Annotated in this window: 20 protein-coding genes, 1 pseudogene and 1 CRISPR repeat array; of the genes and pseudogenes, 8 read left to right on the top strand and 13 right to left on the bottom strand. The window is 69.9% G+C overall.

Features of this window, described 5'->3' with window-relative positions:
- Positions 1-17 precede the first annotated feature (17 nt).
- From ABGB06_RS23595 to ABGB06_RS23565, 7 genes are read right to left on the bottom strand one after another with little or no spacing between them, the layout of a single operon-like run.
- Complete coding sequence (locus tag ABGB06_RS23595; RefSeq protein ID WP_347592614.1) at positions 18-569, bottom strand: hypothetical protein; 552 nt, start codon at positions 567-569, stop codon at positions 18-20.
- On the bottom strand, positions 562-2,319 hold the full coding sequence (locus ABGB06_RS23590; protein ID WP_347592612.1) for a TraM recognition domain-containing protein: 1,758 nt from the start codon (positions 2,317-2,319) through the stop codon (positions 562-564). Before ABGB06_RS23590 ends, ABGB06_RS23595 begins: the two co-directional genes overlap by 8 nt.
- Positions 2,320-2,354: 35 nt before the next feature.
- Positions 2,355-3,734 carry an ATP/GTP-binding protein gene (locus ABGB06_RS23585; RefSeq protein WP_347592610.1) on the bottom strand — a complete coding sequence of 460 codons (1,380 nt, stop codon included), beginning with the start codon at positions 3,732-3,734 and terminating at the stop codon, positions 2,355-2,357.
- Between the two features lie 4 nt (positions 3,735-3,738).
- The gene (locus tag ABGB06_RS23580; RefSeq protein ID WP_347592608.1) at positions 3,739-5,238 is read right to left on the bottom strand and encodes an SCO6880 family protein; all 1,500 of its coding nucleotides are present in this window, start codon (positions 5,236-5,238) and stop codon (positions 3,739-3,741) included.
- 4 nt (positions 5,239-5,242) lie between these two features.
- On the bottom strand, positions 5,243-6,835 hold the full coding sequence (locus ABGB06_RS23575) for a hypothetical protein (RefSeq protein ID WP_347592606.1): 1,593 nt from the start codon (positions 6,833-6,835) through the stop codon (positions 5,243-5,245).
- On the bottom strand, positions 6,813-7,643 hold the full coding sequence (locus ABGB06_RS23570; RefSeq protein WP_347592604.1) for a hypothetical protein: 831 nt from the start codon (positions 7,641-7,643) through the stop codon (positions 6,813-6,815). The genes ABGB06_RS23575 and ABGB06_RS23570 overlap by 23 nt, the downstream gene beginning before the upstream one ends.
- A 1-nt stretch (position 7,644) precedes the next feature.
- Positions 7,645-7,983, bottom strand: coding sequence for a hypothetical protein (locus ABGB06_RS23565; protein ID WP_347592602.1), 339 nt, complete (start codon positions 7,981-7,983; stop codon positions 7,645-7,647).
- A 294-nt stretch (positions 7,984-8,277) separates the two neighbouring features.
- Between ABGB06_RS23565 and ABGB06_RS23560 the strand changes: the two genes are divergently transcribed.
- The 4 genes from ABGB06_RS23560 (at position 8,278) to ABGB06_RS23545 (ending at position 11,215) form a co-directional block, all read left to right on the top strand.
- Positions 8,278-9,300, top strand: a complete 1,023-nt coding sequence (locus tag ABGB06_RS23560; RefSeq protein WP_347592600.1) for a hypothetical protein — start codon at positions 8,278-8,280, stop codon at positions 9,298-9,300.
- A 21-nt stretch (positions 9,301-9,321) separates the two neighbouring features.
- Positions 9,322-10,056, top strand: a complete 735-nt coding sequence (locus ABGB06_RS23555) for a hypothetical protein (protein WP_347592598.1) — start codon at positions 9,322-9,324, stop codon at positions 10,054-10,056.
- On the top strand, positions 10,053-10,262 hold the full coding sequence (locus ABGB06_RS23550; protein WP_347592596.1) for a hypothetical protein: 210 nt from the start codon (positions 10,053-10,055) through the stop codon (positions 10,260-10,262). Before ABGB06_RS23555 ends, ABGB06_RS23550 begins: the two co-directional genes overlap by 4 nt.
- 194 nt (positions 10,263-10,456) lie before the next feature.
- Positions 10,457-11,215, top strand: coding sequence for a hypothetical protein (locus tag ABGB06_RS23545; RefSeq protein WP_347592594.1), 759 nt, complete (start codon positions 10,457-10,459; stop codon positions 11,213-11,215).
- 154 nt (positions 11,216-11,369) lie between these two features.
- On the opposite strand, the gene ABGB06_RS23540 is transcribed toward ABGB06_RS23545, so the two are convergent.
- Positions 11,370-13,883: a hypothetical protein gene (locus tag ABGB06_RS23540; protein ID WP_347592592.1), complete on the bottom strand. Its 2,514-nt coding sequence runs from the start codon at positions 13,881-13,883 to the stop codon at positions 11,370-11,372.
- A 203-nt stretch (positions 13,884-14,086) separates the two neighbouring features.
- Positions 14,087-14,341: pseudogene (locus ABGB06_RS23535) on the bottom strand (HAD-IA family hydrolase); the annotation flags it as partial.
- Between the two features lie 744 nt (positions 14,342-15,085).
- On the opposite strand from ABGB06_RS23535, the gene ABGB06_RS23530 reads away from it, so the two are divergent.
- Both ABGB06_RS23530 and ABGB06_RS23525 read left to right on the top strand, forming a co-directional pair.
- Positions 15,086-16,030 (top strand): zinc-binding dehydrogenase, encoded by a 945-nt coding sequence (locus tag ABGB06_RS23530; protein WP_347592590.1) that lies wholly within the window; start codon positions 15,086-15,088, stop codon positions 16,028-16,030.
- Positions 16,017-16,856, top strand: a complete 840-nt coding sequence (locus ABGB06_RS23525) for an IclR family transcriptional regulator C-terminal domain-containing protein (RefSeq protein WP_347592588.1) — start codon at positions 16,017-16,019, stop codon at positions 16,854-16,856. The genes ABGB06_RS23530 and ABGB06_RS23525 overlap by 14 nt, the downstream gene beginning before the upstream one ends.
- A gap of 333 nt (positions 16,857-17,189) precedes the next feature.
- Positions 17,190-17,417: direct repeats of the CRISPR family, unit length 31 nt; unit sequence GGTCCTCATCGCCCTTGGAAGGGATAGCAAC.
- A gap of 174 nt (positions 17,418-17,591) precedes the next feature.
- Here the strand turns inward: ABGB06_RS23525 and ABGB06_RS23520 are convergent.
- Both ABGB06_RS23520 and ABGB06_RS23515 read right to left on the bottom strand, forming a co-directional pair.
- A complete protein-coding gene (locus ABGB06_RS23520; RefSeq protein WP_347592586.1) occupies positions 17,592-17,798 on the bottom strand; it encodes a DUF397 domain-containing protein in 207 nt (68 codons plus the stop codon).
- Positions 17,795-18,652 carry a helix-turn-helix transcriptional regulator gene (locus ABGB06_RS23515; protein WP_347592584.1) on the bottom strand — a complete coding sequence of 286 codons (858 nt, stop codon included), beginning with the start codon at positions 18,650-18,652 and terminating at the stop codon, positions 17,795-17,797. Before ABGB06_RS23515 ends, ABGB06_RS23520 begins: the two co-directional genes overlap by 4 nt.
- A 369-nt stretch (positions 18,653-19,021) precedes the next feature.
- On the opposite strand from ABGB06_RS23515, the gene ABGB06_RS23510 reads away from it, so the two are divergent.
- Both ABGB06_RS23510 and ABGB06_RS23505 read left to right on the top strand, forming a co-directional pair.
- Complete coding sequence (locus ABGB06_RS23510) at positions 19,022-19,411, top strand: ATP-binding protein (RefSeq protein ID WP_347592582.1); 390 nt, start codon at positions 19,022-19,024, stop codon at positions 19,409-19,411.
- Positions 19,399-19,884, top strand: coding sequence for an NUDIX hydrolase (locus ABGB06_RS23505; protein WP_347592580.1), 486 nt, complete (start codon positions 19,399-19,401; stop codon positions 19,882-19,884). The genes ABGB06_RS23510 and ABGB06_RS23505 overlap by 13 nt, the downstream gene beginning before the upstream one ends.
- Positions 19,885-20,136: 252 nt before the next feature.
- Here the strand turns inward: ABGB06_RS23505 and ABGB06_RS23500 are convergent, their stop codons facing one another.
- Together ABGB06_RS23500 and fxlM are read right to left on the bottom strand one after the other, a co-directional pair.
- Positions 20,137-21,102 (bottom strand): hypothetical protein, encoded by a 966-nt coding sequence (locus ABGB06_RS23500; RefSeq protein ID WP_347592578.1) that lies wholly within the window; start codon positions 21,100-21,102, stop codon positions 20,137-20,139.
- A 136-nt stretch (positions 21,103-21,238) separates the two neighbouring features.
- Positions 21,239-23,302 carry a methyltransferase, FxLD system gene (gene fxlM, locus ABGB06_RS23495; RefSeq protein WP_347592576.1) on the bottom strand — a complete coding sequence of 688 codons (2,064 nt, stop codon included), beginning with the start codon at positions 23,300-23,302 and terminating at the stop codon, positions 21,239-21,241.
- Positions 23,303-23,304: the final 2 nt, after the last annotated feature.

Below are 23,304 nucleotides of genomic sequence, written 5' to 3'. Positions count from 1 at the left end.
GTCGGGTCGTTGCTGGGTCAGGTCTCGACGGTCTGCTGTGGGCCGGCGGCGAGCAGGCCGTTCAGGTAGGGCTCGTCGCCGGCCCAGGTCTGGCGGTGGCGGTCGCGGTGGTGACCGTTGCGGCAGGTGCCGATCCACAGCCGGCCGATGCGTTCGATCGCCCTGGCGAGGGCGTCCTGCCACAGGTACGGCGCGGCGCCGGCGTCCTCGTCGCCGGAGTACGCCGACCGGTGGGAGGTCCACAGCGCGGTGAGTTCCTCGACGACGGCGCCGTGTTGCCACCAGCAGGCGCGGGGCAGTTGGTCGTTGGTCAGCTCGTAGCGGTCGGCGGCCCAGACGACCCACCGCACGAACTCGGGCCACAGCGCTGACCGCTCCCGCTCCCCCAGGGCGTGCCAGCACACCGCCGAGCCGGGGACGCGTTCCGCCGCGGGCTCGGCGGTTCGGCCGCCGGTCGTCGTGGCGCGGTTCCGTTCCAGGGCCGTGAGGCGTTCGCCCTGCGACACCAGCTCGGAGTTCATCGACTCCAGGAAGGCGAAGATGTCGTCGAGGCCGTTGCCGCTAGCCATCGGTGGCCGCCTTCACTCGTTCCCGAGCGGTGCGGGTCGCGGTCTTGATCTCCTCGGCGCGCGGTCCCTCGTGGGCCCGGGTGAACGACACCAACGTGGGCGGCGTGCGGCGGTGGAAGACCAGCCCACCGCGCTCGGGGATCATGCGGATGTCGGCGGGCTCCAGCACGGGGCGCCGGCGGAGCGAGGTGGAGACGGAGACCCGGTCGCCGTCGTCCGAGATGCTCTCGACGTCCTCGTCGAACTCGCCGGCCAGCGTGCTGTAGGCCTTCAGCTCCTCGGGGTCGGAGATGCCGCCCAGGAAGATCTTGACGGTGGCGGCGGCGAACATCTTGCGGACGCCGAGCTGTCCCCAGCGTTCCTCCGCCTGGGCGTAGGACTGGAGGACCGCCATCACGAAGATGTTCTGGGAGCCGCTGACGCTCATCAGGCTGGGGATCTCCGGCAGCGGTGCCACGTTGGCCAGTTCGTCGAGGAAACAGCCGAGCGGGACGGGCAGCCGGCCGTTCGGGGCGCGGCCGGCGATGGCCTTGGCCGTGTCGAAGAGGGCCCTGGCGAAGGCGGCGTTCAACGGGGCGAGCGCGGAGTCCTCGTCCTCCTCGCCGATGAGGAACAGCGTCCCGGACTCGGTGAGGTAGCGGTCGAGATCGAAGACGTTCGCGTCGTCTGCCGGGGCGAAGATCTCGGCGACGCGGTCGTCGTAGAGCGCGACGAACGGCTGCTGTGCGGTGCGCCAGGACGCGCTGCGTTCCTCCTCGGCGGCGGCGTGCTGGCCGGCCAGCGCCTCGGCGAGGGCGTGCCTGCCCTGGAGGATGAGGAGGTCGACGGCCTCGCGGTTGTCGGGGTCGGCGGCCCAACTCAGGACGTCGGTCACGGGTCGGTGGTTCAGCGCGGCCGCGTGGAGCCAGCAGGTGATCAGCGTCTTGGCGTTGAGCGCGAAGTAGCCGCCGTTGGTCGTGCCCTCCTCGCTCTTGGTGGTGGCGACCAGCGTCTCGGCGCGCCGTCGGGCGACCTGGTACCGCTCGCAGCCGGCCGTGAGAGGCCAACGGAGTTGGTGCGGCCAGCCGGACAGGCCGGTCGGGTCGATCACCCACACCGGTCCGTGCTTCTCGCGTAGGACCGCGGTGTTGTAGAGCACGTCCGTCTTGGAGCTGGTGGCGAGCACGGTGCCGGGGAACTCCAGGATCTCCGGGAGGATGATCTGGCTGGTCTTGCCCTCGCGGGGCGGGGCGACCAGGACGGCGCTCTCCTCGATGGCGATCCACAGCGGGATGCCGGCGGGGTCGGCGCAGCCGACGTGGACGGCGATGTCGCGAATGGTGACGGCCTTGGGGTCCTTGGCGTGGAGGGTGGGGCGCAGCGAGGCGGCGCGGGCGAGGACCTGTCGTTCGCCCATCGCCTTCACGAGCTGGGCCGTGCTGGCCAGGCCGTCCGCGCCATCGGCGCCGCGGCGTTTCCACCACTGGGGCACCTGCCACGAGGCGACGACCGAGCCGGCGAAGAGCGCGACGAAGCAGGACCAGAAGGCGATGGGGCCGCCGACGCCGTTGGCCGGTGGCCACACGGCCGGAAGTTCCGCGGGGTGGGTGAGAAGCGTGGGGAGGGCCGAGCCCGCGGTGCGCCAGCCGAGCGTCGCGGGCCGGCCGTGGTCGAGGATTCCCGAGAGGACGGCGGACGACCACAGCAGCACGGACAGCGCGAACGTCGCGATGAGCGGGAGCACCCACACGGCGTCGCGTCCGAGGCGCATCCGGGGTGCGGTCCTCGGCGTGGCCGCCGTGGGCATCATCCGATACCACTGCCCTTCCGCAGGCGCAGCAGGGGCGCGGTCGGCTCGGAGGCGGGCCCGGTGTTGGCGCGTTCGGACATCCTCCGGTTTGTGTCGGTCAACCGGATTTCAGTGGCGGTCCTGATGTGTTCCACCAGGTTGATCCGGGAGCCGACCTGCCAGATGGCGCGGCCGGGGGCGCAGACGTTCGCGCCGTCGGGGAGTGCTCTGCGGGCCCAGGTGGTGAGGCCGAGGTAGTCGGCGGTGATCTCTGCCTCCTCGCGGTCGAGGTGGTAGAGGACGCGCGTGGCGGTGAGCTTCAGGATGGCGGCCGCCTCGGGTGCCTCGTCCAGGGTGAGGTCGGCCAGGTGGTGGAGGACGGCCCAGAAGGAGAGGCCGAGCCGGCGGCCGTACCTGACGAGTTCCTCGAAGAGGCGGGCGACGGGCCGGTGGCTGAGGATGTGCCAGGCCTCCTCGACGATGAGCGTCCGCTTGATGTCGTCGCCCGGCCGGATCCAGCCGAAGCGGATCCATGGGCCGATGACGGCCATCAGCAGCGGCATGGCCTGGCCCTCGCGCGGCAGCCGGGTCAGGTCGAAGACGATCAGCCGCGCGTCGAGGTCGATGCCCTCGCTGGTCGGCCCGTCGAAGAGGCCGGCGAGCTCGCGGTCGGGGTTGCACAGCTCGTCCAGGGCGAGCGCCGCGGGCTGTCCCCACTCGATCAGCTCGTCCGGGGTCACCGGCTGCCGTCCGAGCAGCGCCTGGCGCGGCGCGGTCAGGGCGTTGAGGATGTCGGAGAGGATCAGCGGGCGGCGCCCGGTCCGTGCCGCTTCGGCCGCCGTCTTGTGTGCCTCGGACAGGGCAAAGCGGGTGCGGGAGGTCAGCGGGTGGCCGCCGCCCAGGATCTCCAGCATGGAGACCAGGACCTTGAACTGGTGCTCCTGCGGGATGCGCGGGTCGAGCGGGTTGATGCGGATGCCGTCGGCCGCGTCGGCGTCGCCGTAGACGAGGCGGACGGGGGTGATGCCCAGCTCGCGCGCGATGCCGTCCCACTCCCCCGTGCCGTCCTCGCCCTGCGCGTCGAGGACGCAGAAGCTGCGGTCGCGGAAGCGGAGCTGGCGCAGCACGTACGTCTTCTCCAGCGCCGACTTGCCGTGGCCGCTCTTGCCGAGCACCAGGACGTGGCCGCTGGGGAGGCGGACCCGGGCGGCGGGGTCGTAGAGGACGAACGGGTCGAAGATGTAGGCCTTGCCGCTGTACGCCTCGCGGCCGATGATCACACCGCGTGGGTCCATGCCGGCGGCGCCGACGGCCGGGTAGAGGCCGCAGGCGTTCGTGGTCGTGGAGCGGATGGCGCGGCGGCGGGTCTGCGTCTGGGCGCGGAGCATCGTCAGCATCGGGTCAGCGGCCCTCGTTGAGCAGGCCGCCGGCGAACGGCAGCGTGTTGGCGAAGGCGCGGTGGTGCTCGTGGTCGCACCACTCCAGGCGGAGGTGGCTGCGGGTGGCGGCGTTGCGGATGGTGTCCGCGTCGCGGCGCAGCGCCTCGGCGTTCGGGGAGGTGACGGTGACCCAGCCGGTGAGGCGGATGCCGGCCGCTCCGTTGGCGATCTCGCGCATGGTGCCGAGGGACGCCTGCTGCGCCTTCTGCTCGCGCGGGTCCTCGATCCTGCCGGCGCGCCTGTCGGCCTGCCCGAGCTCGTTGGTGGCGTCGGCCATCGCCTCGGTGATGGCCCGGTCGGCCGGGACGAGGTCCATGGTGATGGCGACCGAGAGGATGACGTCCTGGACGTAGAGCAGCAGCGGGGCGAGGAAGTTGATGCCAGCGGGTTGGATGGGCCACTGCCTGATCCAGGCCGTGCGGGAGCACCATGCCTCGGTCGAGGTCTCCCAGCTGCGGGAGACCAGGTGGTCGTGATGACGGGCGTCGAGCTCGGCCGGCCAGGCGGTGACCCGGTCCATGCCCGTGGTGTCGTCGATCCAGTGGCCCGGGTCGTAGGCGTGGTGGAGGTAGGAGGCGAGCGCGGCCTCGTGGAGGTTGCGGACGTGGCGGAGCTGGCCGCGGGCCAGGTTACGGACGAACGCCTCGATCTCCTTCCCGAGGGTGATCGCGTAGCCCTGGTGAAGGGTGGCGTAGCGGCGTGCCTCGGCGACCAGCTCCTTGGTGTACGGGATGCCGAGGACGAGGATGAGGCGTCGGTCCTCGGCGGTGACGGCGACCTGGCGGATGAGTTCGTCGTAGGACTGGTGCAGCCAGGCGGGCGCGTGCGGGTCGCGGCGGGCGGCGGCGTCCCGGGCGTGGGCGTTGGGGTCGGTCGGGATGATGCGGGTGATCCACTGCAGGCGGCGGATCCGGCCGCCGCCGTCCGCGGTCGCCTTCAGCAGGTACTCGTAGGCCCGGATCAGGGCTTCCTTGTCGTCGGTGTCGAGGCTGCCGAAGTCGCGCATGGCCTCGACCTCGATCGCCGCGGTGAACAGCGGCTCGTGGGGTTGGAGAAGGATCGCGATATCGCCGAACACGGTGCGGGCGGTGATCCACTCCATGTCACGGGGCACGCCGGGCGGTACGTCGACCGCGGCACGGCGACCGTCGGCGAACATGCCGCCCTCCGGCGCCCGTGAGCGGTAGAGCAGTGCACCGTCGCGCAGGAGCCTGCGGTGGGTGCGGTTGATCTCGAACCACTTCAGGTACGTGCGGCCCCGGTAGGGCGCGAGGGTGGCCCAGGCGCAGGTGCCCGCGACGGCGGCGAAGCCGACGACCTTGAGGAGCACGCTGCCGACGAGCCAGGCCAGGAGGAGGCCGCCGACGAACCCGGCGCCGAGGACCAGTTGCTCGTCCGCCTCCAGCCGGCGGCCGAGCAGACCGCGCGGGCGAGGTCGGGGGAAGGTGAAGGTGCGGGTCATCGTGTTACTCCTCGTCGGAGGGGGCGGCGGGGTCTGGTGGGGTGGCCCGCTTCTCGGTCGCGAGCGAGGGCGGCTCCTCGTGGGAAGGCGCGGCCGGCGGCCAGGACAGCGGCGGTTGTTCGGTCCCGGCGGTCGAGTCGGGTGCCTCGGCGCTCCCGGCGGCGGTGCCGGCCGATGACGTGTCGGGCGTTCCTGGGGACGACGGCCCTCCTGGCGGACCTGTCGCCGTCGTGTCGGGGGCGGAGGAGGCCCCTTCGGCGTCCCGGTCGCCTCTCGGGACCGTCGCCGACTCGGCGCCGGCCTCCGTGCGAGCGGCGTCGTCCCCGTTGGCCGCGTCCACGCCACGTTCCGCGGCTCGTTCCGTCTGCTCCGCGGTGACGTCGACCGCCTTCTTGCCGGCCAGCGCGGCGGCGCCGACGCCGGTGGAGGCCGCCGCCGTCTCCCCCGCGCCGGCTTCCGCGCCGCCCTCGACGCCTCCCTGACCGCCGCCCTCGGCACCGCCGCCGCCGAGCCGGCCCTTCAGCTCGCTGAAGGTGTCGCCGACCTGCCCGCCGACGTTCTGCGCGCGGTCCTTGAAGTCGTCCCGCGCCTGGTACATCCCCTGCACCTCGTCGCCGAGCAGCGGCAGGAACTTCGCCAGCTGGAACGGCAGGTAGAGGGCAAGCCAGAGCAGGGCGATCGCGGTGAACACCGTGGCGAACGACTGCCCGACCGACGGCTCGTCTCCGCCGTCGCTGGCGAGCATCCCGGTGGCCAGGGCGATGGTCGTCAGCGTGACGTACTTGCTGGCGATGATCGCCCCCATCACGCCGACCCAGCGCTTCACGTGGCCCCAGAGGTTCCGGTCCACGAGTCCGCTGAAGACCGTCACCCCGAAGACCAGGCCGGACAGGATGAGCGCGTCGCGGACGATGAGTTCCATCCACACGCCGGCGACCGCCGTGAGCAGTCCGAGGGCGAGGAACGTGAGGATGATCGGTCCGCCCGGCACCACCGCCAGGACCGCCATCGCCGCGGTGACCGTGCCGGCGATCTCACCGGCGTCGCTGGCCACCGGGGCGAACATCGCCTCGGCCGCCTGGTCGAACATCTGCGTCGCGTAGGCGACCGCGGCCGGCGCCAGTGCCGAGACCACGACGGACAGGAGCAAGCAACCGATCGACTCGGTGACCGCCTGGAGCGGCGGCACGCCCTGCAACGCCCGCTTGCCCGCCGCGATCAGCCAGAGGATCACGGTGAGGACGGAGGAGACGGCGAACGCCATGCCGTACGTGCGCAGGAAGCCGGGGTCGTTCCAGTCGATGGTCGTGGTGGCCAGGAGAACGTCGACCATCTCGGTGAGGAGGTGGGTGACGGCCTGCTTAAAGAGGTCAGCGACGTAGCCGAGGGGGTCGCTGGCGAAGTCGACTGCTTCGTTGACCGAGCTGACGGCGTCGCAGACCGCGTCCGCGAACGGGATGTCCTCGCACGGTGCGAAACCGACCTCGCTGGCCCGGGCCGCGTCGGGAGCCAACAGCACCTGGATCGTGGCCGCCAGGCCGACGACGAGGACCAGGCGCAGCCGCCAGCTGCCCTCAGCCCACGAACGGCGGTGCATCGAACGCCTCGTCAGCCGAACGGAATTCCGCCACCGAGCTGGGGACGGCGCTGCCCGTGTCGAGCGGGGTCGGGCCGGCCGCAGAGCTGATCGCGGCGAGCTTCCAGTCGTCGTTCTGCCACTGGAGGGTGAGGGTGTACGTGCTCCACGACGCCGAGACCGGCAGCGGCGCCCGTTCGTCGGTGACGCCGATCAGCCCGGCCATCCAGACCTCGACGGTGGCGACCTGTTCGGAGTAGCTGTCGATCCTGGTGCCCAACGGTGCCGCGCGCGCCACCAGCGTGTCCCCGTCGGCGTTGCCGCTGTCGATGCCCAGCGAGAAGAGCGCCTGCGCCATCCCGACGTCCTCGTTGCGCGTCAGCGTCTCGCGCGACTCGACGGTCACCATCGCGTCGATGACCCGGTGACGGGTGGCGGGATCGACGAAGTAGGCGGCCGAGGACCGGGCGACCTGGTAGTTGACGGCTGCTTGGACGGCGCCGGCCTCCGTATGGGGGTAGCCCACGGGAACGCCGTCGACCAGCTGGCGCCCGGAGGTCCGCGGGTCTCCGCCGGAACGCACCCCGGCCCCGTGGTCGGGCGTGCCGAGGGCGATGTCGGGTGGCGACGTCGATCCGGGCGCGGGGGCGGGGTCGTCGGGCTTCGTCATGTTGACCGCCACGGCGAGGAGCACCAGCAGGGCGAAGCCCACGCCGGCGATGGCCGCTCCTCGCCACCAGGACTTCGGGGTCGCCACCGGGCCCTCGGCGTCGCCTCCCAGCAGCCTCGTCCCCCGGCGCGGTGCTGGCGGCAGGTCGTCGCGCGCCACGTCAGATCCCCAGGCCGTAGACGAGGGTGAAGATCGTGCCGAGGGAGGCCACGACGAAGGCGCCGATCAGCGAACCGCCGACGTCCTTCTTGCCCTTGGAGACCTGCGCGACGTCGTGCTGGCCCTCGCCGACCTTGATGTGGAAGGCGCCGAGGGCGGCGCGACCGAGCAGGGCCACGATGACGCCGGCCATGATCGCCTGGACGACAGTGCGCGCCGTGTCGCCGAGTTCGGCGAACGGACCCCAGTCCGGGGCAACCCCGTTGACGAGGTCCCCGATGCCGCCGTTGGCGGCCAGGAGCACGACTTGCTGCGAAACGGACACCTCGTTGCCTCTCATCCCATCGCGGGTCGAACCCGCCAGCGGCGGAATGCGGCACAACGTATAGTGACCGCTCGACAACTACAAGTGTTTATGATCTCGGCGAGGCGCGGCGCCTTGCAGCCGCCTGCGGCCTGGTTCTTCATGGGCTCTAAGGCTCAACGCCACGGCCGATGACACCTCGGAACAGCTAGAGAAGGGACCGTTCGTGCCGCTGCTAGATCTTCGACATCTACACCCGTTTAGGCGATGCCTCTCGTGAGGCATTCCGGGAAGGCCGTCGCGCTCCTCCTGGGGCTCGGACTGTGTCCGGTGCTCGTGCTTCCCCTCGTCGCCGCGACCGGGATCAGCCACGCGAACGGCCATGCCTGCGTCGGCGGCGCCCCGGTGTTGTTCGAGGGCGCCGAGCAGGCGTCGGCCGATCAGGTGGTCGTGCCGATCGATCCGCAGGGGCATCAGGAGAGCATCCAGCTGACCGAGGAGCAGGCTCGGAACGCGGCCACCATCACCAACGTAGCGAGGACGCGCGGGCTCCCTCCGCGGGCGGCGGTGATCGCCGTCGCGACCGCCATTCAGGAGTCCGGGCTGAACAACCTGGACCATGGCGATCGCGACTCCGTCGGCCTGTTCCAGCAGCGACCCAGCCAGGGTTGGGGCACCGCCACCCAGCTGACCGACCCGATCCACGCCTCCGACCGCTTCTACGACGCGCTGCTCGGCGTTTCCGACTGGGAGACTCGGCCCCTCACCGACGTCGCACAGGCGGTCCAGCGCAGCGCCTACCCCCAGGAGTACGCGAAGTGGGAGGAGACGGCCGGCGGACTGGTCTCCGGCGCATGGGGCATGCACGCGGTGGCGTCGGTCGTCGAATGCGACAGCGGCGGGGGCATGGACCCAGCCGCCGACTTCACGGCCCGCAACCCGCGTACTCCCACCGAGGCGATCGCCGCTGCCTGGAACGCAGAGGGGGAGACGGGCTGGTACCGCCAATGCGACCGCTTCGTGGCCCAGACGTACGGCTGGGCGAACAGCGGCTCGGCGACGGCGAATGACCACTGGGCCCGTCTGGTCGACGCCGGGCTTGCCCACCCGGGCGACACCTCACCGCCCGCCGGCGCGCTGCTCTTCTACGACACCGGCCAGGCCGCCGGTCACGTCGCGCTCTACCTCGGCGACGGCTTGGTCGCCAGCAACGACGTCCTCGACGACTACCGCGGCGAGGGCGAGATCGCCGTCGTCCCCCGCGACGAACTTACCGACGGCCACTGGCGCCTGCGCTACCGCGGCTGGGCGGAGCCCGCCTTCCCCGACGCAAGCGGCACCAGCACCATCTGACCAACGAAAGACGACCCGCCCATGAACGCCCCCCACCCCCACACTCCCACGGTGCTGGTGACCATCACCAGCAACGGCACCTGCTTCGTCGACGACCAGCCCGTCCCCCCACCGACGGACGCGCCGCTCAACAGCGTGGTCCTCACAACCCTGCAACGCCGCGCCGCGTCCCTGGGATCAGCGGTCCAGGCCATCATCCGCGACGACCAAGCCGGCTACACCACGGCCATCCAGGTCCACGCCAACGGCTCAAGCGTGCCGCTGCAGCAGACCGCGGTGCCTGGTCCTGGCGAAGACGTGACGGACCACCCTCACGAGCACCTTCCCGAGCCATACCGGAGCCGCCTCGGTGAGATCTGCGCCTGCGCCCGCCGAGGCCGCCTGGCGGAGGCGGCTCGGGAGACCGACGAACTGATCGCGTTGCTCTCCGCCCAGTACGGACCCGGCCATCTCCACACCCTGGCCGCGGGCTCCGTCCGAGGCCAGATCGCCTGGCTCGCACTCGACCACTCATCCGGGTGGCGAATCTGGCGATACCTCGCCGCCGCGTGGAACGTTCACCTAGGAGCCCAGCACGACACCACCATCCGCGCCGTCAGCAACGCGGTGGCGTGCTGGCGGCACCTCCCACCACCCGAGGCCCGCGCCGAAGCCGACTCCCTCCGCCTACTCCTCCTGCGGGCACCGACCCCCGGCAACGAACAAGCCCTCCGCGACATCGACCAGCTTCTCCACCCGAGAGGAACCCAGCCATGAACACCATCCGCACCGGCCGCACCATCCTCTTCCTGCTCCCCTACGCCCTCCTGGTCGCCGGCCTCCTCACCGCGGCCAAGACCGCCGGATCGCCCAACGGAGTGGTAGCCACCCTCCAGGCGCTGGGCATCGCCGCGGCCGGCACGCTCTGGGCCTGCCTCCGCGCCCGCCGTTCCACGTCCTCGCCCTCACCACGCGGCAGGTGACAGGTGACAGGTGAGGACATCGAAGACCGTTCAAGCTGACGAATGACCACGACGGGCAAGCACACGTCCAAGACCGCGCAGCGTCGCCACAACGAGCCACGGCGCCCCGGAACCTTCTCGGGCTCACCACTCGCCGGCGATACAGTGCGCTCGACCACGTACTGGGCCGAAAGGCGCGAAAGGCACACACGCTGATGAGCACGAGCACCGCGCAGAGCGCCACGCGCAAGGGGCGTCGCACACTCGCGCAGAAGTTGCAATGGCTGAGGGACCTGACCACCCCGCCGGGCGAACAGCCGCCCTCCTACGATTCCACGGCCCGCCGCATCACCGAGACCACCGGCATCAGCATCTCGGGCCCGTACTACTGGGAACTGGTCACCGGCAGGTCAACGAACCCGAAGCTCAGCCACCTCCGCGCGCTGGCCATGTACTACCGCCTGCCCATCGGCTACCTCAGCGACGAGGACGCCGACGTCGAGCAATTGGAGTCGGAACTGGAGGTGCTGCACGCCCTCAAACAACGCGGCGTACGCAGCATCACACTCCAGGGAGCAACGGAAACTGCCGCTGACCTCCCCACCCTCCACGCGTTCCTGGCCCGCCTGCAACTGCTCACCAGTTTCGGAGACGAAGTGCGCGAGACGGCCCTACGCGTCAGCTCCCTCACACCCCAGCATCGCAACGCCCTGACCGCCCTCATCGACGATCCCGCCCTCCTGGACGCCCTGGAGGACGACGACCTGCGCACGTTCGCCCGCTGGGCAGGCGAGCAGACCGACGAACGTCTCGCAACCGTCCATGCCCTGGCCAGTCAACCCGCGCTCCTCGACGCCCTCCAAGCAGAGAGCTTTTGCGAGATGGTCCTTCGCTTCTCCCAGCTCTCGCACAGCAGCCAGCAGGTGGTCCGGTCGATGGTCGACCACATCAGCCGGGTCGAGAATCCTCGATAGCCCCCAAAGCCCGGTGCGCTCAGCCGCTTCCTCGCCGTTCCGTCGGCTCCCGTTCTGGGGAACGGCGGCGCACGACGGAGACTTTTCACTCCAGCGGCCCATGACAACGACTCACCTGCGCATCAGCAATAAGTGATAGGTGTGCCCGGATGGCTCAAATATCATTGGTCAAACGCGAGGCCCGCCGCTCCTCGCGTTTCTGCAGGACTTCCCTGAGCCACGTGTCGGCGAAGCCGATGAACGTTGCCAAGACCCACCACAGAACGTCGGCGAGGGCCTGGTGAGAGAGGGACGCGAGGCACGCAAACACGGCAGCCGCGACCGGCGCCAGGTCGATGGGGACTTCCTCCGCCCGCCCTCGCATGCCCTCGAGCGGCGACCTCAGCGCCAGGTGGCAGCGCCCCCACAACGCGGCCGACATCAGCACACCGTAGCCGGTCCACAGCCAGCTCCAGCCACGGAACACGAGGGTGACCAGGGCGATCGCGACGCCGAGAGCGGGCAGGAGCAGGGAGCGCAGCACGACGGTCCGGTCGAGGCGAGGCGGAGACGGTGCGGGCGGCTCCGGGGTGCCCGGCGGTGGTCCGCCCGCCTCCGTGGCGTCGCTGAGCGTCCCGGCCGCCGTCTGCCGCTCGTGCGCCTCGTCACTTCGGCCGAGTCCCTCCAGTACCAACGACTCCTGGACCAGCGCCGCGACCTCGACGTGGGGCAGCCGGTGCTCGCGGGCCAGTCGGACGGCCTGCCGCGCCGTGGTGAGGGCCGGTTCCCCGTCCCCCGCCCCGTTGAGCGCGGCCGACGCCACGATCAGGGCGCCGATGACATCAACGACGTCACCGGACCGGTGAGCCAGGGAGAGCGCCTGGGAGGCATGGAACCGGGCCGACTCCCAGTCGGCGGGCGGCTCGTCCCGGGGGAAGGGCCAGGTGGCGAATCCCTGCGCAAGCTTGGCCAGGTTCAGGTGTGCGAGGCAGGCGGCATACGGCTCGGCCGCGGCGTGGGCGATCGCGACCGCGCGCCGGAACGCGTGCCATGCCTCGGTGTCCCGTCCGAGGAGTGCGTACGCCTCGCCCAGGCGGCTGAGGGCGATGGCGAGTCTGCGCCGGTCGCTGAGCCGCTCCCACCCCTTGACCGCCGCGCGAAAATGCCTGGCGGCGGACTCGTGGTCCTCGTGCTCCAGGGAGATGTCGCCCAAGAGCTCACGGGAGGAGGTCGCGGTCACGCGTCGGCGCTCGTGGAGGGCGTGACCGGCGATCACGCACGTCCAGGCGGCCTCCCTGTGGTGGAGGTTCCCGTACTGGGTGCCCATCGCCAGGAACAGGTCCGCTTCCCGGATCAGGTCCCCCCGCCGTTGAGCCGTGAGCACCATCTGCCGGAGCAGGTTCAGGGCTTCGACGGTGCGGGCCTGCCGGACGAGGAACCTCGCCAGAGGCGCGGCCACCGGCTCCACACGGTCGTACAGGCCCGCGGCCATGGCCACTTCCACGGCACCCGCGAGCGTACGGCGCTCCTGTCCGAACCATTCATCGCCCGCCCCCGCGACCCGCTGGGCGCAGAGCGCGAGGAAACGATCCAGGGCCGCCCCGCGCTCCGCCTCCGGCTCGTCGGCCAGGCGCTGGCGGGCGTACAGGCGCGTCAGATCGTGGAAACGCACCCGGCCGTGCGTGTCGCCGAGTTCCAGCAGGTGAGCCCGACGCAGGCGGCGCAGGGCCTGTCCCGTCTCGCTCTCGGAGCTCCCGCCGAGAGCCGCCGCCGACGTCGCGTCGATGAGGGTGCCGGGATGCAGGCCGAGCAGGCGGAACAGACGCGCGTCCGTCGGTGAGAGGGCCTGATAGGAGACGTCGAAGGCGGGCTCCATGTCGAGTTCGGCGAGCCGCACCGACTCGGAGCGCAGCGCGGCCAGGAGCAAGGTCGCCGATTCCTGGCCCTCCCGCAGCCGCGCCGCCGCCACGCTCAGGGCCAGCGGCAGCCTGCCGCACAGCTGGGCGATCTCGTCCAGGTCAGCCCTTGAGGCCGTCCCCGCCGGGCCAAGAACGGCACGGGCGTGCTCGGCGTCGAGCGGGGCCAGACGCAGTGCCACGATGCCCCGGATCTCCAGCGGCGCGCGTGAGGTGACCAGGACACGGTGTGGCCCTTCGGGCGGGAGACACTCGGCGAGATGGGCGTCACCCGACACGTTGTCCAACACGATGAGAACAGCGCCGCGTCGCTCGCCCTGTCGCACCAGTTCCGTGCGGAGCAGGGCGGTGAGGCCGATGCGATGGGTCGGCAGCCGATCACCGGGGAAGCCCAGCATGCGGAGCAGCTCTGCCAGCAGCTCCTGGGTCGTGACGGGACGTTCGGAGTCACGGCCCCCCAGGTCGGCGTAGAGCACCCCGCCAGGGAAACAGCCCTCTCCGACCACGCGGTGTGCCGCCTCCAGGGCCAGCGCCGTCTTGCCGACGCCTGCCTGACCGATCACGGCCAGGCCCAGAAGCTCCGGCTTCGGCTCCAGCGCCCGCAGCGCTGCCGCCAGCTCCGTGTCCCGTCCGACGAGAGGACCGTGGCGGGGCGGCAGCCCGTCGAGCGCCTGGACGGTTGAGGGCTGTCCGTGGATGTGCACGGAACCGACGGAGCCCGCCTGAACGACGTGGTGGGCCGTCCCACTGAACTCGTTGTGCGTTCCCGACATGGCCCCCCTCTTGCCGTCACGCCCTCCTCAGACAGATATCACACGCCACCGCTTCGGTCAGCAGTCTTTCCGGCCTCGCTCATGGCCCCATGACCTAGGCGACCGTCACGTCCCTTGTCAAGCACGTGACCGTGGAAAGACGGCAACGCCCCAATGGTGTCCGCCAATGCGGTAGCAGCGTGCTACACACCGCATCACCCACGTCAGAAGTGCCGCCGGGCACCAGCATTCCTCGCGATGCCGCGCCGTCCCTCATCCCGGGGCAGGTCGAGTATCTCGGTGAGGCCTTCGAGATAGTCGGTGTTTGAGGCGGCGTGCACAGTGGTGATGCCCAGTGCGTTCGCCGGAGCTAGGTTGACGGTCTGGTCGTCGTCGACGAAGACACAATTCGGGCCGGATAGGCCCATGCGCTCCAAGACCAACTGATAGATGGCCGGGTCAGGCCGCGTGAGGGGAACTGCGGCTGGTAGCCCTGCGCGCGTTCGCAGCTCTGGGCCATCCCTCCTGGCGCGTCAACTTCGCTACCACTCATCAGTCTTCCGTGTCTGAATCCAGCTGTAGAACGTGCGCGATGAAATCGCGCGATAGAGTCGGCATCAGCCAGCACGCTGCGTCGAGCGTTTCCTTCCCAGTGGCGAGGCGATCAGATGATACGACTGGACGGCCAACGTCTGTGGCCCCAGACGAGGCGGGTAGCAGAAAAGTCAGAACCTCCCCATCCTCCGTGCCCAGCCGGATGACCAACTCGTGGGTCCGCTTCTCAACTGGCGAAGAAGATCGGTCTTCGCTCCGCTGCCCATCGTCTTGCACTTGTCCGCTCTCCGCTGCGGTCCGGCCAGTCGACGTTTGGTGACGCATCGTTGTCTTCTCCCTCATCGAGCTCATGTAGGGCCCCGCAAGTTTCCGAGGATCAATGACAGCAAGGCACCGAGTAACGCTGGCACGTGCCCGTTTCGTCAGACCCGCCGATGTGTTGGCGATAGTTTCGACGCGTAGCGCGACTCTTCGCGGTCTTTCCTATCTCGCATTCCTCTCCATGTCAACGCGCGATGGGACAGTCGAAGAAATACGCACTCGTTACTCGCCTGGCGAGAAAAGGTGACCCCGCAGGAGGTCACATTTCTCGCCAGGCGAGAAGAACCAATCTGACACGAACCGCTTTTCCAGGCGATATCAGCTCCGACACAACACTGAGGAGAACAGTGCGCGCTATCTCGATGCAGGAGTTCGGTGGACCAGAGGTGCTGCGCATCGCCGATGTCCCCATCCCGCAGCCACGCGGCGCTCACCACCTGCTGAACGTCAGCCGCGCGGGCGTGAACTACGCGGACGTCCACGTACGGGGCAACACCTACCTCGCCCCCGTCACGTTGCCCTACATCCCGGGCAACGAGGTCGTGGGCACGACCCCGGACGGACAGCGCTTCGTCGGACTGACACCCGGCGGCGGCTACGCGGAACAGGCCCTGGTACACCGCCGCGTCGCCTGGCCCGTCCCCGACGACATCAGCGACGACCAAGCCGTCGCTCTCGCCCTCCAGGGTCAGTCCGCCTGGCACCTGCTCTTCACGGCCGCCGGTCTCAGGGCCGGGGAGCGGGTGGTGATTCCGGCTGCTGCGGGCGGCGTTGGCTCGCTGGCCGTCCAACTGGCAAAGCGGGCCGGCGCGACGGTGATCGCCCTGGCCAGCACGGAGCAGAAGCGGCACGTGGCCCGCGACCTCGGCGCCGACGCGGTAGTCGACTCCACCGCGGACGACCTGACCGACCGAATCCGTGAAGCCGCCCGCGGTCCGGTACAGGTCGCCCTGGAGATGACCGGCGGCAAGGTTCTCCAGGCCACCCTCGCCGCCCTGGCGCCCCGGGGTCGACTGGTGGTCTACGGCTACGCGTCCGGCGAAGCCGCGACGGTGGTGACCCACGCCCTGATGGAGAAGTCGCTGACCGTCTCGGGCTTCTGGCTGCCACACCTCTACGGCGACCGCGGCGCCCTGCCCACCAGCATGGAAGAACTCTTCCAGGCCGTCCGCGACGGCGACCTCAAGCCCATCGTCGGGAAGATCTACCCGCTCGGCGAAGCCTCCGTCGCCCACTCCCGCCTGGCAGCACGCGACCACATCGGCAAGCTGGCGCTCGATGTCACCCGATGAAACCAGAACCATCGTCGAGCGCGAACTGAGCGCTCGTTTGGGAGGCACCAGCCACGCCGAACGGGTCTTCCGGGTGCAACAGGCCTTCGCCGAACTCGGCGGCGACGTCCACGGGCCGGGCGAGTTGGCGGAGAGGTCCGGGCTCGATGACTCCGCTGTCTTCCGCATCCTGCAGTCAGGTGTCTACCAAGGCGTCTTCGAACGGGTCGGCCGCGGCCGATACCGCCTGGGGATGAACACCGCCTACCTCGGCATGCACGCCCTCGCCCATGCTCCCGGTGACGCCGCACGTGCCGCCCTGGAGAGATTGCGTGAGGCGACCGACGGCGGCCTCGCCATGCTCTACGCCCTCGCCCCGTTCGGCGGAGCCCAGCGTCAGTGCATCGACATGGCGGTCGGCGACTCCGACCTGCTCGAACTGGGCATGACCCCCCGCGAGGTCCTCGCGGTTACTCGTTCCCTACGCACTGGTGCCAGTGGCCGCTCTATCCTGGCCTATCTACCCGAGACCATCCAACGGCGTGTCTTGGCCGAACCCGTTCCGGATGAAGCCGGCCCGGGTGCCTACCGAGACAACGACGCACTCCTCCGATCGCTCCAAGACGTCCGCGACCAGGGCTACGCCATCGGCCTTCAGGAGTGCACGCCGGGGTGGAACAGCTGTGCGGCCCCAATCATGTGGAACGACTCCATCATGGGTTCCGCCCTCCTTCTGAAGCCAACCGTCGTCATGCCCACAGTCACCGACCCGGTGATCGCAGCGACGAAGACGACAGCCGCCGAACTCAGCAGAGCGTCATCCGGTCCATGGCCGACGCCACGTTGACCGACCATGCCGTGAGACGTCGCCTCACGCCGCTGTCGTTGAACGGCCGCAGATTGCCCCGTGCCGAACGAGTCTCGAACCGTCCACGATCTTGCGTGGGCACAGGTCCACGCCGATCGTTTCCGTCCCGCCTACACTCGCCACAACCTAGCCGTCACCCTGGCGTTTACCGCCCGAACTCACCGACGACCGACTCGGAGGTCTCCTGCCGACTTCGGCACGAGCCTACGATTTCAGCAGCACGCCGACCTCGATTACACGACCGGAGGTCTGCTGCAAAACTCGGCATCTGCGCCGGTCTAGTGAGTACTGCCATCAGCGGTTTTACCTTGGGGTCCTCATCGCCCCTGGAAGGGGTAACAACACCTCGCGTGCGAGCTGCGGGCGGCCGGCGTCGCCGTCCTCATCGCCCCTGGAAGGGGTAACAACGACACCGGCGTGACCAGCCGGCCCCACCACCCGGTGGTCCTCATCGCCCCTGGAAGGGGCAACAACGCGAGCATGCGGCGGCCGAGGTCGGAGGGGATGACGGTCCTCATCGCCCTTGGAAGGGATAGCAACCACCTGGGCTGGCACTGGAATCCGGCGTTCCAGCGATGGTGGTCATCCTGACCGGCCAGGACAGGGGCCCCTCCCGGCATCGTGTCCCTTCGGGTCGGGTCCCGGAAATGCCACGGGCCCCTGGCACCGGCAGGGGGCGCGCGGGCCTGTGCCACCGGTCAGGGCCAGCCGCCCTTAGGGTGCTTCCCGCTGGAACTGGCCGCTGGCGACGGCTCGGGAAAACGAAGTCCACACGTCGGTGCGTATGTGCAGGCGGGCGCCGGCTGGGTCGGTGGAGTCGCGGATGCCGATGCTGGTGGGGTCGACGACCTTGATCTCGACGCAGTCTCCGTTGGCCGGGCTGTACGAGGACTTGAACCAGGCGTTGCGGTCGGTGTTCATAGCTCGCGGGCTACCTTCTCCATAAGACGGACGGTGTCGTCCTCCGACAGGGCTGCGCGCAGGAAGTGGTCGAATCTCCGGAGCGCCTTCTCCACGGTGAGCTGCTCCTCCGAGAACTCTCCGTTCTTCGTCATCTCGGAGAAGAGCACGTTGGGATCCGTGCTGCTGGGGAACGTCATGACCGTGAACGGCGGCCCGGCGAGGGCGGCCGCGCCTGCCGCGAACGGGATGAGGTGCAGAGAGACGTTGGGGCGGCGGGCGTGCTCGATCAGGGACGCGATCTGTTCACGCATGACGTCGGGACCGCCCACCGCGGCGCGAAGTCCGGCCTCCAGGAAGACGCAGCGCACCAGCTTGTCGCCCTGGTCGATGACCCGGCGTCGCTCCAGGCGCAGTTGAACGAACCTCTTGCGGTAGGCGAGGCTCTCGTCGGACTGCAGAAACTCGGCGAATGCCTCGACGTACCTGCGGGTCTGCAGCATGCCGGGAACGTACGTGGCGCTGTAGGAGTGGATCGCCTCGGCCGCGTCCTCGTAGGCGAAGAAGCGGAGCAGCTTCGGGGAGAACACGTCCTGGTACTCGTCCCACCAGGCGCGATCCGCCTCGCCGGCCTCGCCCGCCAGCTTGAGTACCAGCTCGCAGTCGTTCGAGCTCGCCTCGCACGTGGTCAGGATCCGCTCGATCTGCTTGTCGGTCGGCTTCTTCCTGCCGCGTTCGATGTTGGAGACCGTGTCCTGCGAGCAACGCAGTGCCTTGGCCACGACCGCCTGGCTGATGCCCGACTCCCTCCGGACACGCCGAAGCTCTCCACCGAGCCGGCGGAGGAGAAGCGGTCCGTTGGTCCGATCCTGCAAAGTTGCTCCCCAGCTGCTGCGTTGCCGTCAAGCCTAGCGCAGGTGACGGGCCGTAAGGCAGGCGGAGATCACGCTCAGTTATGCCTTGGGGAGTTGGTTGCGTTACGACGCTTCGTAACGCAATACTCGATTGCGCACGGAACGTTCCACGAAGACTCCGACGTGTAGTCGCCCTCAGTGCAGCCATCCCGGCGAGGCGCTCATGTCACGGAAGAGGCAGTCGGACACCACCTCGGACGTCGTCGGCCCTGCTGCTCGTGCTGGCAACGGCCGTCGTCTCCCCCAACCTCGGCTCCTCCAGCGGGCCACTGAGCTGGACCGCCCAAGAGGGCTTCCTCGAAAGGTCGGACGATGCATGAGCGTGGACATGTGATCGCGGTCGGAGGCTACCGGCGCGAGCCTGGCTCGGTCGCGAAGGCCAGGAGGATAGCCACACAGGCGTACGCGGCCTATCCGTGGATCGACCGCTCCGTGGTCGAACTCCTGGTCTCGGAGGCGGTGACGAACGCCGTGCTCCACGCCGAGGGTTCGCACTTCTACCTGGTCTGCCACTCCCCCTCGCCCGTCGACGGAAGCGTGCAGGTCGAGGTCCACGACTGCGGCGCTACGCTGCCACGCCGACGCCAGCCGACGGAACTGGCCGAGAGCGGCCGGGGACTGGCGTTGCTGGACCAGTTGGCCGCCGCGTGGCGCACCGAGCTGACCACCGGCGGAAAGAGCCTCATCTTCACGTTGGGCGGTGGCGCATGCCGAGCCTGACGACGAAGCCGGCGAGGCGCCCTCATCACCCGCCTCGGCGACTCGCCGGGTTCGCGTTGCTACGGAACCGGGCGGACGAGGTGCTCCTCATCGAGACCAGGACCCAGCACACCGGCTCCGGTCGATGGACGCTCCCCGGCGGCAGCGCCGAGCCGGAGGAGCAGCTTCCTCTGGCTTGCCGCCGATTGGTGCGTGCCCAGACAGGTCTGGAGCTGTTCCCCGAACGACTGCTGGCCGTCTACCAGGTGGCGGCCAGGGAGGGCGCGCCTGAGGGAACGGGGCACGTCTTCGACGGTGGGCTGTGCTTCGCCAGGATCGCGCTCGCCGACGAACTGCTCTCGTACCGATGGGTCCCTTCTCACGCGCTGGGTGACTTTCTCCCCCCGCACGCGGAGCGGGGGGTCAGGTACGCGCTCGACGCGGCGCGCGGGGCCCCCGTCCGGTATCTCTGCGTTCCTCCAGCGACGCGATGACCGCGGCGGCTGGTCGGAGCTGAATACGCGGGCGCGTTCAGCCGGTGCGGACAAGGCATGAGCGTGGACCGGTGATCGCGGTGGGCGGGTACCGGCGTGAGCCGAGTTCGGTCGGCAAGGGCAGGAGGATAGCCACTCGGGCGTACGCGGCCTATCCGTGGATCGACCGCTCCGTGGCGCGCCCGTTCGGTATCTCTCCGGGCACCCGCTGACTGGCGCCTGTCGTGCCGATGGCCCGCCGCAAGACCTGGATCACAGAAGCGCGTGGAGGGCGGCCTCGGATTCGTCCACGGCTGCGGTGAGGGCTTGGGTGTGTGCTGGTGAGAGGTTCCCGGCGCCGAGCGCTGATGCGGCGAGCACGGCGTCGAGCTTGTGTCGCTGCTCGCCGGTCAGGTGGGAACGTGCCAGGTGGTGGTTCAGGACGTCGCGGGCGGCGTAGGCGTCGAGGGTGGCCACGTCGACGACAGCATCCCGCAGGAGGTCGGTGTGGGGGCTGGTTCGGTCACGGGTCAGGTCGAGGGCTGTCAGTCCGACTCGGGCCTGGAAGGCCGCGGTCGAGGGGTCGGGCGGGGTGATCAGCGCGAGTGCCTCTCGCAGAGCGAGTTCGACTTCCGGCTGCGGTGTTGGTGCGGTCTGGGGCCGGCAGGTGACGCGTAGGAGGGCCGCGACGGCGGTTTCCCATGGTTCCGTGGGGACGGTGGACGCGATCGTGGCGCGAGCCTGCTCGTCGAGGCCGCGTTCCATCAGGGACATGATCATGATCTGGCGTCCGTCGAGGAGCCGGTTTCCGATACCGCGGTGCGCGGCCATGGCTTCGGCGGCCCTCGTCCAGTGGCCGCTCCGCGCCAGTGCTCTTGCGCCGTCGATGAGGAGGCTCAACCACAGCTCTTCGCAGATCTTTCGGTGGTCCGCTTCGGTGCGGATCAGCGTGGACAGATCGACGTCGTGGCCGCGGATCGTGGCTGTGTCGCGCCGCTGCGCAGCGCGGTACAGCCGCATGAGGACGTCGTAGGCGCCGTCGCCGTCGCCCTCGCGGGTCAGCAGCCGGGAGATGTTGATCAGTGGCATGAGCGACATCACGGCGATGTCCTGCGCAAGGCTGCTGGCTTTGGCGAAGACCTGATGCTGCCGCCAGCACAGCTGGGCGGCCAGGTCGGGCATCCCGACGTCGGAGGCGATCAGCGCGGCGTAGTTCAGGACCCCGCTGGCGCGGGCCACCAGATCGTGGTGGCTCGCGCCAGCGGGCTCGATGGTCAGCTCGGTGAGGTGGGTGATGCGTTCGGCCAGGGGTAACCCGGGCGCCTTGGGCCGGCGGACCAGCGGGATATGGCGCGTTATCTCGGGAGGCATCGGTTCAGCTGCTGCGAGGCCAGTCGACGACCAGGCGGCTGCAGGGCTTGTCGATGACGAAGCACGGGTCAGCGGCCGTCAGCTGGTGGCGGGCGTCGCCGACGGCCATGCGGAAGCTCGGCTCCTTCGCGTTGTTGCCCCAGCCGTGGGCCCACTGCCCGATCTCGGTGGCGACCTGGTCGGCAAGGACCGCGGCGCGCGGACCGTGACCGATGACGCCGATCTCCCAGAATCTGCCCTGCTCGTCGTCGCCTTCGCGCACGGTCAGGTAGGCCAGGTTCTCGCCGTCGACCGCGGCCATGGAGCCCCAGCCGAAGTGCGGGGTGAAGCCGGGGCGTGAGCCGGGCATGCGGGACAGGCCGTTGGGCAGTACCGACGCCAGGTACAGGTACAGCCACTCCCAGGGGTCACTCTGGCGGAACTTGACGCCGGAGTAGACCTTGGTCTGCGGCTGGTCCAGGACGGTGCGCATGGCTTCGCGGTCCACGTTCTGCTCGCTGAAGGTTTCCAGGCGCACGTTGCCCTCACCGGCCACGGGTACGACGGTGTAGATGTCGTCGCACGCGCCCTTGCGCAGGGGCACGAACGTGGCCATCTCACACGAGACGGTCCGCCAGGTGTCGGCGTCGCGCTCGAAGGCGAAGGAGCGCGAGATGCTGCCGCGGATCCGCATCGGGATGACCAGGCGTCCGCCGGGGGCAAGCTGGTCGAGGATCGTGACGGGGATGTCGCCGGCGCCGACGGTGAACTGGATGCGGTCGAACGGGGCGTGCTCGGGGAGGCCCGCAGCGCCGTCGGCCAGCACGACCGACACATTCGAGGCGGCCCCGGCCTGCGCGAGGTTCTTCTGGGCACGGTCGACGAGGTCCTGGTCGACGTCCACGGTCCACACGTGGCCGACCGGGGCCACGAGCTGGCCAAGGAGCGCGGCGTTGTAGCCGGTAGCGGCCCCGGCTTCCAGGATCTTGTGCCCAGGCTCGGCGCCCAACTGCTCCAGCTGGGTGGCGACGATCGAGGGCGCGGAGATGCAGGAGATCATCTCGCCCGTCTCGTCGTGCTTGATGGGCACGGCGTCCTCGACGTACGCGGTCTTCAGGTCGACGTCGGGGAGGAACCGGTGGCGTTCGGTGTCCCGGAAGGCAGCGATGACGGCGGGGGTGCGCAGGTGCTCTCCGTCGACGAGGCGGTTCACGAGCGTTTCGCGCAGGTCGGCGGGGTTGGTGTCGGGGGTCAGGGCGGTCTCCACTCGGGTGAGGTTAGGGGCCGCGGAGGCGGACCGGTGGGTAGGCACGTCTGCTGCTTCCCCGTCAGCGAAGGCAACATGGCGGCCCAGCCATGCGGTTGCGGCCTGCTCCTCGGCAGGCACCCCCGCGCGGTTGAAGGCGAAGATCGCGTGGTGGGTGAGGACGGCGCGCAGACCGCGCGTCAGCCGACCGTCGGCGGCCAGCTGCCTCAGCTGGTGCCCCGCGGCCTCGAACGCGGCCACGCGCTCGGACCAGCCGGGCTCGGCATTCGGCCGCCTGGCGGCATCGGCGTTCATCAGGCGCCGCATGGCTGCGACGGCCCGGTCGAGCGCAGGGCCGGTGGGCGGGGTGACGGAGGGCCGCAGGGAGCCGAGCCTCGCCCACACGTCACCGGCCTCGAACGGGTCGAGGCCGACCACCCGGACCATGGTGGACATCAGCAGGACGCAGCGTTCCCTGGTACCCGGGGCACCGGTCTCGGCGAGGGCGGCACGGCTGTCCGCGCAGAACACGTCGTGGGCGACGTCCATGCCTTGGGGGCCGCCGAACGCTTCGGTCTCCGGCTCGTAGACGCCGCCGACCCAGCCGGTGGCCAGCTGGTCGGCGACAAGCCCGTCCAACAGGCCGGCCGCGGAGCGCTCGGTACGAAGCCGCAGCCCATCGTTCTTGCGCAGGAAGTGGAACCGCTGGTCGTGCAGTGCGGACGCCAGCGCCTGGGCGGCCTTCCGGCTCACCCCGGCGCCGCTCGGGAACGACACGGTGGCATGCCACCACTCACTCCCCGCGCTGATCGGGAGGGTTTCATCCTCGTCGTCTACGTCCATCG

It is taken from the genome of Streptomyces sp. B6B3 (assembly GCF_039871525.1).
In the GTDB taxonomy this organism is placed as follows: domain Bacteria; phylum Actinomycetota; class Actinomycetes; order Streptomycetales; family Streptomycetaceae; genus Streptomyces.
This window is presented reverse-complemented; position numbering and strand designations above follow the sequence as displayed.